Consider the following 15,360-nt stretch of genomic DNA (forward strand, 5'->3'; position numbering starts at 1 on the left):
GTTTTGGAAATCGACAATTTTCGCGGCGTCTATTCCTCCCGGGAAACAGACCGCACGGCGCAGACTCCCGGTGCAGCCAGAACGCGCAAGCGCTACTGGCTGGTATGGGGCGATACCGACAATACCGTTATCGTGCAGCCCCTTTCCGCATCGCTTGAGCCTGCCGGAGTCAAGCGCATCATCCCTGCAGAAGATCTGGAAACCATGTACACCGAAGAGCCTTCGGTGGTTCCTTCGTTTTCCCAGCCTCACCTGACCGAACCGGACGGATGGGAGCGCATTACCGCCCCGCCTTCTTCCGCGCCCGCCGGGGATGAGAGCCTGTCGGGCGACGACTTTCTTCAGTTATCCCGCGAGGTGCGGCGTCAGGCCATTGATCTTGACGATTCGGGCCTTCTTTCCGGATTGCTGGATGCAGGGACAGGTGAGCCGGTTACAACGGGCAAAGCGGATTCTGCGTCAGGAGCGGAGGAAGCGGGCGCCCCTGTTGCCACCGGTCGGGATGCACGCCGTCAGGCTGCTGCACCTGTCGTTACCCCCGCCGCCGTATCCGGAGCGGATGAGGCTGCGGCGGAAAAAGAGCGGGAGCTGCGTGCCGTGTTCGGTATGGCACTCATGGAGCTCAAGCGGGGCAATACGGGCAAGGCTCTGGGCATGTTTGAAGGGCTGGTGGATGAAGACGGACTGGTTGCCGTGCACAAACATGTGTTTACAGATTTCGGCATCAGCTTGCGGAAGAGCAAGCTTTTGGATATGGCGCTCATACATCATCTCAAGGCAGTGGAACTGAGCCGTAATGATGAACATGCGCACCATAATGTTGCCCGTATCTATTACGAACTGGGTGACATCCATAACGCTGTACGCTATCTGCAGAGGTCTCTGGAATTGAACCCGTCACTTGCTCCTTCCGATCGCTTCCTGCGGTTCATCCGCAAACAGCGCAGAGGGAACGAAGTACCAAAGCTCGACATGTGATTAACGCGTAAACGAGGCATAGATGAACAAGAATATAGCCATGCTCATCCTTTCCGTGGTGCTGCTGGCAATGATTCTGATCGTGTTGAACCAGTGGGCGTTCGGCCCGTCTTCCGCACCGCAGAGCGGGGCGGAGTTTTCCGACATCCTGAAGAAGTCTCCCGTGGTCAAGGTGCCGCAGGATGCTCCCGGTGTGCGGATTCCCGTGGGGAACCAGTCCGAAGCGGAAGCTACCATGGGGGCCACGGCGGAGAACGGACAGGCCAGCATGGCAAGCGGTTCATCCGCAGCACCTGTTGTGGAGCAGCCACAGGCCGCAATCCAGCCTGAATCGCGTTCCGAAACTGAATCGGGCGCTATGAAGCAGGCCCCGCAGCCTGTGCAGGCCGTACGTCCCGAGCCGGTAATATCCGCTCAGGCCAAGCCCGTTCAGGAAAAGCCCGCACAGGTTGCCAAACCGGCCCAGACTGCCAAGCAGGCTGCACCGGTGAAGAAGGAAACTGCACAGGCCGCACCCAAGGCAGAGGCCGCGAAAAAAGCCGATACCGCCAAGCCTGCTGCGCAGGCAGCTCCCAAGGCATCGGCAAGCAAGCCTGCGGTGAATGCGTTGCAGCTGGTTTCATTCTCGGTAAACGGCAACACCGGCGTGCTGGAGATTGTTGCTACCGGCGCCTTTGACTACAAGGTGTTTTCGCTCAAGCAGCCCCAGCGTATCGTCATTGACCTGAACGGAAATTTCGAAAAGCTGACGGCGCCTTCTCTCAAGGCAAATGCCCTTGTCTCCGGCGTGCGTCTGGCCCGTCACGAGAAGAGCGTGCGAATTGTCATGGACGTTCCCGGTACTGTTTCGCGCAGCTGGGATGCTGTGCAGTCCGCCAGCAACAAGCTGCGGGTGAAAGTGAAATAATCGTTCCGTGTAATAGAACATAAAAAAACGAGGCCCATGGGCCTCGTTTTTTTTGTGACGATGTTCGTCCGTTATTCCGGTACGTCGAAACCGATGTTCGTAATGGCTGCACGGATGGCTTTGATATCCACCGGTGCTTTTTCGGTCCAGGAAGCTTCACCCTTCTGCAGGTCCACATCTACCGAGTCCACACCGGGAATTTTGGAAACGGCTTCGGTAACGGATGCCTTGCAGTGGTTGCAGGTCATGCCTTTTACTTTGATGCTGGGCATGGTTTTTCTCCATGGTTAACGGTTGTCTTTTCGTATCCATTCATTATTGTAAGTAGTGACGGCACAATGCGCAAGGCGCGATGCAGAGAATAGACATCGCCTATATGTGGCCTCTGTCAGAATACGGCACGACTATCGTGTTGATTCCGACCCTCACCCGGCACCATGCTTCACCCGACCTCGGCCGGAAAAACATAGGATGTGGATATGACCGATACGCTATCAGATTCCCGTTCAGAAACGGAGAAATCTTTGCAGGAAATACAGACTGGCAACGCGACGGAAGTGAAAAATGTGCGCATGCCCGTGCGCGGCATGACCTGTGCGGTATGCGCAGGACGCATTGAAAAGGTCGTGGGCAAGATGGAGGGGGTTTCCACTGCCAGCGTCAATCTGGCTTCCGAACTGCTCGACGTGCACTACGACCCCGCTGTGCTCACGCCGGAAACCATTGCGGAACGGGTCAAATCCATCGGTTTTGAGGCCTTGCCGCCCGCACCGGCAGTGGCGTCTGATGTTCTGCGTTTCGGCATACGCGGCATGCACTGCGCCGCCTGCTCCGGCCGCATTGAAAAGGTCGTGGGCAATATGGAAGGCGTGGATACTGCCGAAGTCAGCCTTGCCACGGATTCCGCCACCATTCATCTGCAGTCGGGCGTGTCGCACCGAGAGATGATAGACGCCATTGTGCAGCGTGTTTCCGCACTGGGGTTTGAGGCCGAATATGTGGCCGAAGGGCAGGATGACGCGGGCGGACTGTGGCAAATTCAGCAGGAAGAAACGAAAAAGCGCCTTGCCCTTATGCGCGGGCGTCTCATTCCGGCTTTCCTGTTCGCGCTGCCACTGCTTGTTCTCACCATGGGTGAAATGCTCGGTATGCCTCTGCCTCAGTCCATTTCTCCTCATCATGCCCCGCTGAATTTTGCCCTTATCCAGCTGGCGCTGGTGCTGCCTGTCATGTGGTCCGGCAGAGATTTTTACCGCATCGGTTTCCGCAATCTCGCGCAGCTTGCGCCGAACATGGATTCGCTCATAGCGGTGGGTACGGGTGCCGCCTTTGTCTACAGCCTGTGGAATACGGTGGAGATCGGCTGGTTCGGGCCGCATTCCGAGCGCAGCATGCAGCTGGTTATGGACCTGTACTATGAGTCCGCGGCCGTGCTTATCGCCCTTGTTTCGCTGGGTAAATATTTCGAGACCCGTTCACGTGCGCACACCTCGGACGCCATACGCGGTCTTATGGAGCTCACGCCGGACACGGCAACACTGCTCAAGGACGGGGAGCAGAAGGTCATACCCGTGGAGCAGGTGCACAAGGGTGATCTGCTGCTTGTAAGGCCGGGTGAACGCATTCCCCTGGACGGCACGGTGACGGAGGGGCGCTCCAGCGTTGACGAATCCATGCTGACCGGTGAATCCATGCCTGTTTCCAAGGACACGGGAGATACCGTTGCCGGCGGCACCATGAACCGTAACGGGGCGCTGACCATGCGCGTGGACCGCACAGGCGGCGACACTGTTCTGGCCCGCATTATCCGGCTGGTGCAGGATGCACAGGGTTCCAAAGCCCCCATCGCCAACCTTGCGGACAGGGTGAGCCTGTATTTTGTGCCGGTGGTCATGGCGCTGGCACTGGTTTCCGGTGTGGTGTGGTATCTGAGCGGTGCTGACTTCACCTTTGCGCTGCGCATATTCATTTCCGTCATGGTCATTGCCTGCCCCTGCGCCATGGGGCTTGCCACGCCCACATCCATCATGGTGGGTACAGGGCGCGGTGCACAGTTCGGCGTGCTCATAAAGAACGGGGCAGCACTGGAGGCAGCCGGTTCCGTGAACACGCTGGTGTTTGACAAGACGGGAACGCTCACCGTTGGCAAGCCTGAACTGGTGGATGTGGTGATGCTGGCGGATATGCAGGAAGCGCAGGTGCTGCGCCTTGCCGCATCGCTTGAGGCGGTATCGGAACATCCGCTTGCCGAGGCTGTAGTGCATGGTGCTGTTGCGCGCGGTGCATCATCTGTTTCCGTGCAGGATTTCCAGTCCGTGACCGGCAAGGGCGTGCAGGGTGTTGTGGATAGCCTGCTGGTGCGCATCGGCAATGCTGGCTTCGTGCTGGGGGATATTGCCCCCGGTGCTGATAGTCCGAAAGCCGGGAAGGTTGAGGAGCTCATGACCGCGCAGGCGGAACAGGGGCGTACTCCGCTGCTTGTTTCAGTACGTGACGCCAATGCGGAAGCCGGAGCGGCCGAGATTGTGGCCATACTCGCCATTGCCGACAGGCTCAAGGACGAAGCGCCCGAAATGGTGCGCAGGCTGGGCGACATGGGCATTTCCGTTGTCATGCTTACCGGCGACAACATGCGCACGGCCAAAGCCGTTGCTGCACAGGCCGGAATTGAAAAGGTGATCGCTGAAGTCATGCCCGATCAGAAGGATGGCACTGTGGCATCCTTGCAGGAAGAGGGCCGGATTGTCGGCATGGTGGGTGACGGTATCAATGATGCTCCCGCACTGGCCCGCGCGGATGTGGGCATTGCCATGGGTACGGGCATAGACGTTGCCGTGGAAGCGGGAGATATTGTGCTGATGAAGGGTAGCCTTGACGGTGTGCTTACAGCCATTGCCCTGAGTCGTGCAACCGTGTCCAACATAAAGCAGAACCTGTTCTGGGCGTTCGGCTACAACGTGCTGGGCATTCCCGTGGCCATGGGACTGGTATATGCCTTGTTTGACGGGCCTACGCTTTCTCCCATGATAGCTGGTGGTGCCATGGCGCTGAGTTCTGTTTCCGTGGTATCCAACGCTCTGCGTCTGCGCTTTTTCAAGCCCTGACCGGATCGGAGAATGAAAGACGAAAACCCCGCCGCTGGCGGGGTTTTTTATACTGCAGACAAAGACATTTCTGGTATTTTTTGGCTCCGCCGGGCAGGAACCTGACGTTCCTGCACCTCGCATAAGCAATGAGAATCCGTTTTTTGACCTCGGTTCCGGCTTAACGGAAATGCGGTTGTACTGAAAACGAGGGGGTTTTCAGATTGCTGACAAAGTCATTTCTGGTATTTTTTGGCTCCGCCGGGCAGGAACCTAACGTTCCTGCACCTCGTATAAGCGATGAGAATCCGTTTTTTGACCTCAGTTCCGGCTCAACGGAAATATGGTTTTACTGAAAACGAGAGGTTGTCATCAATCTGAAAACCCCGCCATAGGCGGGGTTTTTCGTGTCATGGTATTGGAGCGAGGGTCAATGCAGTTCAGCTATCAGTTCAGCTATCAGTTCAGCTGTCAGGCCAGCCTCAGTACTGCTTGATGTATTCGTCCAGACTCTCGGCCGAGCAGTTCTTGCTCACCCAGAATGCCGCTGCCCAGACCATGAGGGCGGTTGCCTGTGTGTCGTCCAGCCTTTTGAGCTTGGCCTCAAGGCTTGCCTTGCTGGCACCGTGCTTCACATGGATGTTCTGCACCTCGCACGCGTCGCGGGTGCGCAGCAGAAGATAATCCAGCCGCGTGTTTTCGGGCAGGAGTTTCATATCCTTGTGAGCTTCGACAATGGTCTTGAGTTCAGGAGCTGAAAACTGGCTTTTGATCTGCATGGTGGCGCGGAAGAAGGTATCCACCGCCCACGGCAGGATGAATTCCGCTCCGGCGCTTTTAGTGCGGAAATAATCTTTAAGCCACTTCTCCTGATCGTTGGTGATCCGTGCAGCTACTTGTGGCATTCGCTGGTCCCCACGCTTATGGGTAGGAAATTCTTAAGAAATTTTCCCCCATGTCCCCCCAAGGGTCATGGTATTTGGCCCAAACACTACACTACATTTTGTGGATACTCAAGAAAGTATCTAGACAACATATCACATTCATCATTGAAATTGTATTAATATTGTCTACACGCGCACGCGGCCCACAACGCAAAAGGCCCTTCCGTATTACGGAAGGGCCTTTGTTTTACAAGGAAAAACGTTGTTATTCTATGGTGATGTCGTGGTCTATGTGCATGCCTGAAGGAAGCCGAACCGGCAGGGCTGAGAAGTTGCGTATGACCACATCGCCGGTGATGACAATATCTTTGCCGAAGACCACGTCGCCCTGCACCGTGAGCGACCGGCATGCGGCAAGTTTGGGGGCACCGTGCGGGAAGCGTTCTTCCAGCTTGTCGATGCTGCCGTAATAGGCTTTGTCCAGATCAATGACGATAGGCGGGAGCAGGCGTGCCGGATTTGGAATGAGCGTGGCGTCCTTGCGCATGACAAAGCAGTCGGACATGACGGCAAGCAGGTCTGAGCACATCTTCACTGGCAGGAACCGGTCACGTGAGGTGACAATGGCCTGTGCTCCGGGGAAGCACGATATGGCTGCCCCCATGGCGCTTTCCACCTGATAGACCTTGGCAGAGTGCTGGTCGCGCGGGTTGACGGTCTTGGGGTTCAGGATAATCGGCAGCTTGAGCAGTCCATGGCGGCGAATGTGCTCGCGCAGTGCGTGCAGGTCTATCCATATGTTGTTGGTATTGAACAGGCCGTAGCGCTCTATGTCCTGAAATTTGTCCAGATCGTCAGAAGGGCATTGCGCCAGTTCGCGCAGGATGAGTCCGCCTTCGCGGGTGCGGGCAAGGTGTCCGCCTTTGCGGTCGGAAACCGTGCGCGGTGCAGCTTCCATGAGGAAGGGGATTCCTTTTTCAGCAATATAGCCGAGGATACGCATGTCCAGCGTGGCGCCGAGGTTGTCGGAATTCGAGATGAATGCGTAGCGTTTGCCTGCTTTCAGCAGCCTGTCGAGCAGGCCGGAAAGGGCAAGGGCGGAATACAGGTCGCCGTGGCCGGGCGGGTTCCATTCATGGTCTGGGTTTTCCGGATACTCGGCCGGTTGCAGCGTGGTGCGGTCAACCTTGGGAAACTTGTGCTGCATGAAGCAGTTGGAGATCATATCTTCCGCATCGAGCCTGCTAAGTGCATCCGCCGTATCGGTTTCGGTGTTGAAGCTGTTCATGAGGGCCAGCGGAACATCCTTCCCGCACTGTTGCGTCAGGGCGCGGGTCTGACGGACAATGATTTCCAGAAAGGACTGTCCGTCGCGGACGGTGATGAGCGATTTGGCATAGGTCATGCCCATGCTGGTGCCAAGCCCGCCGTTGAGCTTGATGACCACCGCATGTTCCGTTTCCTGCATGCCCCGTTCGGTATAGCGTTCCAGCGACGATATGCAGGGCAGGTCTTCAGATCCTACAGGGCGGATGGTCTCGTCGGGAATAAGGCCGGTGTGCTTGTGTACGATCTCGTCGTAATACGCTCCGAAAAGAATGATGAGCTGGCGCGGCAGTCCTTGCTCGGCCATCTTGCGCGCAAACAGGGCGAAGGGGTTTTCGTCTGTTGGCTGCACCGTGCCACTGCCCGCAGAATGATAGCTTGTGCGCGGCAGAGTATCGGATCTCATATGCGATCTCGTAACGCTTTGGCTCATGATGCACTCCGTGAAAAATGGTTGCTTGCTTGGCACATATCAGCGGATTGTGTCGAGCAGGCTTCGGTTTCAGGACGTCTCTCGTTTCCCAGAATAATAAGCAAAAACTGTTCCCTTGAATGGCATATCGGTAAGCAGGGAAGGCAGGCCCTTGCATTATAGCCGAGGGGACTTCCTTCATACCACAGCGCAGAGGGTATGGATGTTATATTCCCGTTTGCCTGCGGAAGAAGAAGGCGGCCCTTGAGCCGCCTTTGGTCATGCGTGTTGTGACGTTGCCGGATTACAGAATGCCGTGCAGGCATCCGCCCTTTGCGGCAAGTTTGTCCACTTTGGCAGTGATTGCAGGATCTTCTTCCAGCGCAGGGGCATGGAAGGACTTGAGCCGTGCATCGATGATGACAGGGCCTTTGCAGCCCCAGTGCTTGCAGTGGGTAAAGGCACCGGCCCCGTACATGTCGGTGGCGGGGTCGGAACGGGTGAAGGTGACCCACAGGAAATTATCCCAGTCGGCCGCGGTGAAGTCGGCATCGTCCGCCACCACGAAGAGCGGCAGCGAAGAGAGGTCCGCAGACTGGTTCTGCAGGTGCTCGGCAAGGGTGAACATGGCGGTATCGTGCTCGTCCCGCGCTGCAGTGTGCTTGGGACCCTGCAGCACCACAACACCCGGTGCGAAAATGCGGGGAGCTGAATAACCATCCGGCAGGGTAAGGCCGGAGGGCAGGGTATCCTGCAGGGAACGTTTTTTAGGACCGCAGGCGGCCCAGATCAGCTTGGAGCCCTGATTCAGACTTATGCCTGTATAATCAAGGGTATCAATGGTTGTGCGGGTGACGAAGTGCAGGTCGCGTTCAAAATCCGTGCGTTCCAGCATGTGGGTGAGGAATTCGCGGAAGTTGTGGGTGTGCAGCATGGGATTATCTTCATGCGCCGCAATGATCACGTATTTTGAAAGAGAGGTCTGCGTGTTGCCGAGCAGCGAAAGCCCGCAGGTTATCAGTTCCTGCGGCTGGCGTTCCTGCGCGTAAGGCACGTAACGTTCACTGCCTATGGCGAGCAGCAGCGGGTGTACCCCTGCCTGATCCACGGCATGCACTTCACGCACGCCGTTGAACACGGTGGGGACAAGTTCTGCGGTCAGTTCGTGGATGAAGGTGCCGAACACAGTGTCTTCCTGCGGGGGGCGGCCCACGGTGGTGAAGGGCCATACGGCGCCGTCGCGGTGGTATACCGTATCAACCCGCATGAGCGGGAAATCGTGGGCAAGGCTGTAGTAGCCGAGGTGGTCGCCAAAGGGGCCCTCCGGCTTCTGCTCGCCGGGATGGACCGTGCCGCAGATGCAGAAGTCCGCTTCTGCAAGAATGGGCAGCTCGCCTTTGCGGGTGACCATGGGAATGCGGAAACCTGCAAGTGCGCCCCCGAACAGGATTTCGGCAATGCCTTCCGGCAGGGGCATGATGGCGGCCATGGTCATGGCGGGCGGACCGCCAACAAACACGTTCACCTTGAGTGGCTCACCGCGTCGCAGGGCTTCCGCATGGTGGTAGCCGATGCCGCGGTGAATCTGGTAGTGCAGGCCCACTTCTTTGTCGGGAACAAAGCTCGGGCCGGTCAGCTGCACGCGATACATGCCGATGTTGGACTTCATGAAGCCCGGATTATCGGGGCTTTCCGTATAGACCTGCGGCAGGGTCACATAGCCGCCGCCGTCCATGGGCCACGAATGCAGCTGGGGCAGCTTGGTCACCGTGGTGGTGTTGGCCATGACAGGGCCGGTTTTCACCTTCCTGGGCAGGGTGGACCAGAGCGCACGCGGAGCACCGGCGTATCGCCACGGCTGCTTGAAAAAGTCGAACGGATCAATCTTGAGTTTGAACACGCCTTCCAGCGCGCGGAGCGAATCGCGGAATATCCAGCGGGTGCGCTCAAGCGTGCCGAACACGTTGCACACCATGGGGAAGGGTGTGCCCTTGACGCGGGTGAAGAGTATGGCGGGAGCCTGCGCACGGTAGGCCCGGCGCTGTATCTCCGCAATCTCGAGATAGGGGTCAACCTCTTCCGTCACCTTGACGAGCTGGCCGGTCTTTTCCAGATCTTCCAGCAACTGCTGCATATTCTGATAACGCACGATGGAATCCTTGTTTCTTGTCGTGTTCATACGGTCGCGCAGTAGGCGCGGCGCATGCGAAACGTGCTGCATTTTGCCTTGAAAGGCAAGCCAAGGAAAGTGCGATCAGTGATTTTTCTTACGAAAGGAAAAGGCTTAGGGCTTGAACATGTACCCCTGCCCGCGAACCGTGTGCAAAATGGTTTTGTCCGTTCCGCTGTGCAGCCGGTTACGCAGTCTGCAGGCCAGAACGTCCACGAGGTTCGGACGCGGATGGGCTGTGTAGTCGAAGAAGTTGTCCAGAATATACTCACGGGAGAGTACTTCGCCCGGTGCGCGCATGAAGCTTTCAAGCAGAAGGGTTTCTCTGGGGTGGGTGCGCAGCGAACGTCCGGCCTTGAAGGCGGCTCCGCTTGAGGTGGCGAGCTGGATGTCGCCTGCCTGCAGCACTTCGTTGGGCAATCCCTGAAGAGCCCGTTCGGAGCGGCGGATGGCCTGATACACGGCATTGATGCAGAAAGGCTTGCGCACCCGCACCGCATGGGGCGGAGTGGCGGGCTCATGTGCCTCCACATGCTTGCTGTTGACCAGCACGACAAGGGGGATGCGGCTCAGGGAAGCCGATTGTCGCAGCATATCCAGTATGACGGGGGCATGAGCGAAATCGAGGTCCAGAACCAGAACGGGATGATGGTCACCGCTCTGCTGCTCAAGTTCCGTCAGTGCTTCGGGTTGATGGATAGCGGTAATAAGCTCACCAGCTTTGGATAGCCTGTGAGAGACAAAGGAGACGATATCGTCAGATGAACACGCAAGATGGATATGCATGGCGTATGTGTATGTCGATAGAATTGGTCTGACAACCGCGTTAGAAATATTGTGCGGTTGTGACATGAAAAGAAAAGGGAGGCCGGAGCCTCCCTTTGATTTGTCAATGCACGGAGATGGTTAGATCTGTGCAGTGATTTCGGGGAACACGAGGTAGAACATGATGTATGCCATACCCAGCGTGAGTGCGAGGTTGAAGGACTGACCGCACACATACAGTACCAGCGGCTTGCCGCCCTTGAAGTAGTGGGCCAGTTCGCGGAAGTTGGTCGCAAGACCGATGGCCGCAAACGAAAGCGCGAAGAACCACTCACGGAACTCGCGGGTAAAGCCGCGTACAACGCCGTTGTCGATCATGGTGTACCCCATGTCGCCGCCGAGGCTGCCGTCAATCATCGAGAACAGGATGGATGCGGAAAGGAAGCCGAGCACGAACTTGGGGAAGCGGTGCCAGATTTCCATCCAGCCAACGCTCTTGCCCGCTTCGCACTCAACCTTGGTGCACCAGTATACGGCAACGCCGAATGCGGTAACACCGATGAGCACGTTCTGGATCATCTTGATGGTGGCGGCAACGTACAGGGCCTTTTCACCGAGGAAGGCACCTGCGGCTGCAACTGCGCCGGTGGCGTCAATGGTACCGCCCATCCATGCACCGCCGAGAACTTCCGGAATGCCCACGGCCTTGATGAAGGCGGGCATTGCTATCATCATGATGGCGGTGAACACCAGCGACAGACCGATGGACAGGGTCAGCTCTTCCTTCTTGGCGCGGCAGGCTGCTGCGGTGGCGATGGCTGCGGAGGTACCGCACACGGACATGTCCGCGGAGATAACGATGTTCAGGGTCTTGGAAGGCATCTTCAGTACTCTCTGACCGAAGATGAATGTGCAGATGAGCACGATGGGGGTAACCACCCATGCTACGAAGATACCGGGAATGCCGATGGCCACGATCTTGTTGAAGAGCACTTCAGCGCCCAACAGAACAAGACCGGTTTTGATGAAGTATTCAACTTCGCAGGCTTTCTTCACAAAGTTGGGGGTGCCGACCGTGTTGGCGATGAGCATGCCGATAATGACACCCCATGCTTCCGCACCCACACCATACTGCTTGGCTACGGCCTGCCCGCCCATCATGTAGGCGAGGGTGGCAACGCCGAAGACAACCACGAAGCCCTGCATGAAGCCTAAGGGCTCCTTGCCCATGAACTTCATGCCGATGCTGAAGAACAGGGCCAGAGCAACGCAGAGCCCCACAAGGGTGGGAATACGGTTGTAAGGCTTGTTGGATACCTTCTTCTTGACGTCGCTCTCTTTCTTCTTGAGTGCGTGCCATGCCTCGATCTTGGCCTTGGCATCGTCATTCAGGTCAACGTTCTGGAAAGAGGCGGCGGCAGCGGCAGTTTCGGCAGCCTGGGCAAGAGCGAACGCGCTTTCGGTCTTGGCCTTGGCTTCTTCATACTTGGGCTTTGCTGCTTCGTTCTTTGCGTCTGCCCGTTCCTTGGAAAGGATGAAGGCTTCAACAGGATTGGAACTCCAGGAACCAGGACTTGCGGTCCAGTGCTTGATGAACTTGCCCACGCCGCCGTCGGCAGCCTTGAGCTTGCCCTTGGCGTCCTTTGCTTTGTACCAGGCAATGGTCTTGAAAGGTGCCTTGGCAGCTTCCGTTTCCATTACGGCATTCTGCTGGGCTATCTGGTCCTTGAATTCCTGAGTGGGGGTAAAATTGAAATAGAGGAAGAAAGCGGTAGCAATAATTAAAAATCCGAGCCATATGGCCCAGTAGTCTTCCTTGGTCCAGAGGTCCGAAAAGGAAGATTTGCCCTTGTCGACAACTACATTTGAATCCTGAGACATTCCAGTCTCCTCCCATGTTACACAACCAGCTGTCCGGCGGGCGCTACGCACCCACACCGTCGCAACGCGATTCCAAAAAACAGGTCACACAATGCCACTCGAACGGTTGCCCAACACTTTCACGGGCTAAGGGGTGTTTCTCATAGGCCATTTCTCCTTGATAAAAATTGGGATGTGATGCTGGCGGTGATGAACTGCTTCAGCCGTTCCCGCTGGTATCACTTCATAATCAATGCTCTGTGCGCACCCTTGCTGCGTTGCCGCAGGGGGCATATGAGCCGTGCACGATTGCAATTCCCGTGCAGAAACTCATCGCACTCATAACGTGATGAAAGGTAACACTTTTCCATAATGCCATGATTGGAAAGGGTGATAACTTTCCATAGCACTGAAAATGGAAGTTTGCACTATAAATGCAAACATCTGTTGGCGAAAGAATGGGATGGGATGAAAAAAAAGCGCCGGAGCTTCAACTCCGGCGCCTTGCGCTGCTACAGCGTTTCGCGGACCGCTTCGAGCCATTCGGCGAAGCGGCCTCTGGCCCGTTCTGCATAGAGGGCTTTTCTGTCTTTCTTCTTTGCCCGCATGCCGAGTTCCGGCATCAGGCCGAACTGCACGTTGGAAGGCTGAAAGTTCTTCTGTTCCGTGCGCAGGTGGTTGAGCAGGCCGCCGAGGCAGGTTTCCACCGGGGGTGTTTCCACCTCGGTTCCCCGTGCCCGTGCGGCGAGAATGATGCCCAGCCACATGCCGCAGGCGGCGGATTCCACATAGCCTTCCACGCCGGTTATCTGGCCCGCCAGAAAGACGTTCGGCCGGGACTTGAGCGAAAGGTCGTGATTGAGTGTACGGGGCGCGTTCACATAGGTGTTGCGGTGCACGCTGCCATAGCGGACGAATTCTGCGTTCTCAAGGCCGGGTATCATGCGGAATATCCGGTCCTGCTCGCCGTATTTCAGCTTGGTCTGGCAGCCCACGAGGTTGAACATGGATTTGTTCAGGTCTTCGGTGCGCAGTTGCACAATGGCGAAGGGGCGGGTGCCGGTACTCGGGTCCGTGAACCCGACCGGCTTGAAGGGGCCGAAGGCCAGCGTCATTTCGCCGCGTTCTGCAAGTGCTTCTATGGGCATGCAGCCTTCAAAATGGATTTCTTTTTCAAAATCCTTGGTAGGTGCCTTTTCACCGGCTATCAGCGCGGCATGAAAGGCGAAATATTCGTCCCGCGTCATGGGGCAGTTCAGGTAGTCCTTGTCATCGGGCAGATACCGCGAACCCCAGAATGCCTTGGTCATGTCTATGGAATCGGCACTGATGATGGGAGCAATGGCATCGTAGAAATACAGATGGGTGCTGCCCACGGCTTCGGCGATGGATGCGCCGAGGCTCTCGCTGGCAAGCGGTCCGGCCGCGATGACAACGGCGTCGAATCCGGCCAGTTCCGGCGCGTCAAGGCTCGCAATCTCCTTGCGCACAAGGGTGATGTTGGCATCGTTTTCAATGACATTCGTGACATAGGCGCTGAACTTCTCGCGGTCCACGGCAAGTGCCTTGCCTGCGGGAACGCGGGTTGCTTCGGCTGCTTCCATGACAAGGCTGCCGAGTTCGCGCATTTCCTGCTTGAGCAGGCCCACGCCGGACTCAAGCTGGTCGGAACGCAGCGAGTTGGAACAGACCAGTTCGGCCAGCCCTTCCAGCTGGTGAGCAGGGGAGTAACGCTCCGGTTTCATTTCGAAAAGAGTTACGGTTATACCGGCCTGCGAAAGTTTGCGTGCGCATTCGCAACCGGCAAGACCACCACCTACGATGGCTACCCTTGAGATGGAAAGAGAAGTTTCGGACACGTAAGCCTCCTGCATGGAATTGGGCTTTCTGGTAGACCATCGGACCTGCGAAGGCAAGGAAATTGAGTGGCGGCGCACTGGCCTGCGGCCGGCTATTGGGTGGGGGTGTCGCGCTTTGTGCTGCCCGTTATCCCGCCTGACTCGTCTGCTCCGGTGCCTTCTGCCTGGGGCAGATAGGTTCTTATGAGTTTGGCGTGCAGTTCTTCAAGCCTGCCGGAGCGTTCAAGTTCTTTCAGCCTGCTGTTGAACAGGGGAAGAACGGTCTCGAATTGGCTGTATGCCTTATTGAAGCAGACATGGAGCGTCTTGTTTTCGATGTACGGCTGCTGGATGCCGAGTTCGGACCCCTTGTCCGATATATGGGTACGGTAAAGGTACATAACGGTGAGCGGATCGCCGATGATGATATCCACCCTGTTCAGGAGCAGTTTTCTGAGGTTGGTGAGGTCGTCGGGAGAAAGGTCTTTCTGCAGATAGTGTGCGTTGTCGAATTCCTTGAAATTGATGTAGCCCGCCACAACTCCGGTGCGATACGGCCTGAGGTTTTCGACAGAGGAAAAGACGACAGGGTCTGCGGTGCGGTGCATGAAGGCGAGCGGGCCGCCGGGAAAGGGGGCCGAATAGACGCACTGTGCTTCAGTTATGGCCGGGTCATAGTATTCGGGAAGGTAGCCTGCGATATCCCTGCGGGATGTATAGCTCAACGCCCGCTTCCACGGCAGGAAGACAAGTTCAACGTTGTAGCCGGCGGGCAGGAACGTTTCACGCAGGACGTCGGCAACATATCCCAGACCGGGCAGTTCTGAGGAAATGTACGGCGGCCATTCAAGAGTGGCGAAGCGCAAGGTTCCGGGTGCGGGCGGATGCAAAGGCAGCTGAGTGTAGCTAGTGAGGGATGCGGCGGGGGCGTGTGTCTGTCCGGCATGCACGGGTCCCCTGGCGTGGCGGGATTCCGCATGGGCAATGCCGCTGACATATACCAGAAAGCAGGCGCAGAGCAGGATTGATCCGATCTGTTTCAGCATGGCATTGCCGTTGTTGTTGCTGTTGCTGTTGTTGCCGTTGTTGTCGCTGTTATCGCTGTCGTGCTGCATATGCGCAACAGGGTGAAATGCA

At 57.0% G+C, this 15,360-nt stretch carries 11 protein-coding genes; 3 read left to right on the top strand and 8 right to left on the bottom strand.

Translation table 11 applies throughout. From position 1 onward, the window contains the following. Positions 1 to 3 precede the first annotated feature (3 nt). Together HUV30_RS07200 and HUV30_RS07205 are read left to right on the top strand one after the other, a co-directional pair. The gene (locus tag HUV30_RS07200; protein WP_174404769.1) at positions 4 to 978 is read left to right on the top strand and encodes a tetratricopeptide repeat protein; all 975 of its coding nucleotides are present in this window, start codon (positions 4 to 6) and stop codon (positions 976 to 978) included. A gap of 22 nt (positions 979 to 1,000) precedes the next feature. Continuing rightward, a complete protein-coding gene (locus HUV30_RS07205) occupies positions 1,001 to 1,885 on the top strand; it encodes an AMIN domain-containing protein (RefSeq protein ID WP_174404770.1) in 885 nt (294 codons plus the stop codon). 71 nt (positions 1,886 to 1,956) lie between these two features. Here the strand turns inward: HUV30_RS07205 and HUV30_RS07210 are convergent, their stop codons facing one another. Continuing rightward, a complete protein-coding gene (locus tag HUV30_RS07210; protein ID WP_174404771.1) occupies positions 1,957 to 2,157 on the bottom strand; it encodes a heavy-metal-associated domain-containing protein in 201 nt (66 codons plus the stop codon). Positions 2,158 to 2,457: 300 nt separating this feature from the next. On the opposite strand from HUV30_RS07210, the gene HUV30_RS07215 reads away from it, so the two are divergent. Continuing rightward, entirely contained in the window at positions 2,458 to 4,989 is a 2,532-nt protein-coding gene (locus HUV30_RS07215) for a heavy metal translocating P-type ATPase (RefSeq protein WP_243452184.1), read from the top strand. Between the two features lie 461 nt (positions 4,990 to 5,450). On the opposite strand, the gene HUV30_RS07220 is transcribed toward HUV30_RS07215, so the two are convergent. The 7 genes from HUV30_RS07220 to HUV30_RS07250 form a co-directional block, all read right to left on the bottom strand. Continuing rightward, the gene (locus HUV30_RS07220) at positions 5,451 to 5,873 is read right to left on the bottom strand and encodes a hypothetical protein (protein WP_174404774.1); all 423 of its coding nucleotides are present in this window, start codon (positions 5,871 to 5,873) and stop codon (positions 5,451 to 5,453) included. Between the two features lie 244 nt (positions 5,874 to 6,117). Beyond that, a complete protein-coding gene (locus HUV30_RS07225; protein ID WP_174404775.1) occupies positions 6,118 to 7,584 on the bottom strand; it encodes a UTP--glucose-1-phosphate uridylyltransferase in 1,467 nt (488 codons plus the stop codon). 310 nt (positions 7,585 to 7,894) lie between these two features. Next, a complete protein-coding gene (locus HUV30_RS07230; protein ID WP_373869329.1) occupies positions 7,895 to 9,769 on the bottom strand; it encodes a UbiD family decarboxylase in 1,875 nt (624 codons plus the stop codon). A gap of 105 nt (positions 9,770 to 9,874) precedes the next feature. After that, a complete protein-coding gene (locus tag HUV30_RS07235; RefSeq protein WP_174404777.1) occupies positions 9,875 to 10,546 on the bottom strand; it encodes a winged helix-turn-helix transcriptional regulator in 672 nt (223 codons plus the stop codon). A 120-nt stretch (positions 10,547 to 10,666) separates the two neighbouring features. Beyond that, a complete protein-coding gene (locus HUV30_RS07240) occupies positions 10,667 to 12,406 on the bottom strand; it encodes a YeiH family protein (protein ID WP_174404778.1) in 1,740 nt (579 codons plus the stop codon). A 491-nt stretch (positions 12,407 to 12,897) separates the two neighbouring features. Continuing rightward, positions 12,898 to 14,244 carry a methylenetetrahydrofolate--tRNA-(uracil(54)-C(5))-methyltransferase (FADH(2)-oxidizing) TrmFO gene (trmFO, locus tag HUV30_RS07245; protein ID WP_243452104.1) on the bottom strand — a complete coding sequence of 449 codons (1,347 nt, stop codon included), beginning with the start codon at positions 14,242 to 14,244 and terminating at the stop codon, positions 12,898 to 12,900. Positions 14,245 to 14,336: 92 nt separating this feature from the next. After that, positions 14,337 to 15,338, bottom strand: coding sequence for a substrate-binding periplasmic protein (locus HUV30_RS07250; protein ID WP_174404780.1), 1,002 nt, complete (start codon positions 15,336 to 15,338; stop codon positions 14,337 to 14,339). Positions 15,339 to 15,360: the final 22 nt, after the last annotated feature.

Source organism: Desulfovibrio subterraneus, assembly GCF_013340285.1.
GTDB lineage: Bacteria > Desulfobacterota > Desulfovibrionia > Desulfovibrionales > Desulfovibrionaceae > Halodesulfovibrio > Halodesulfovibrio subterraneus.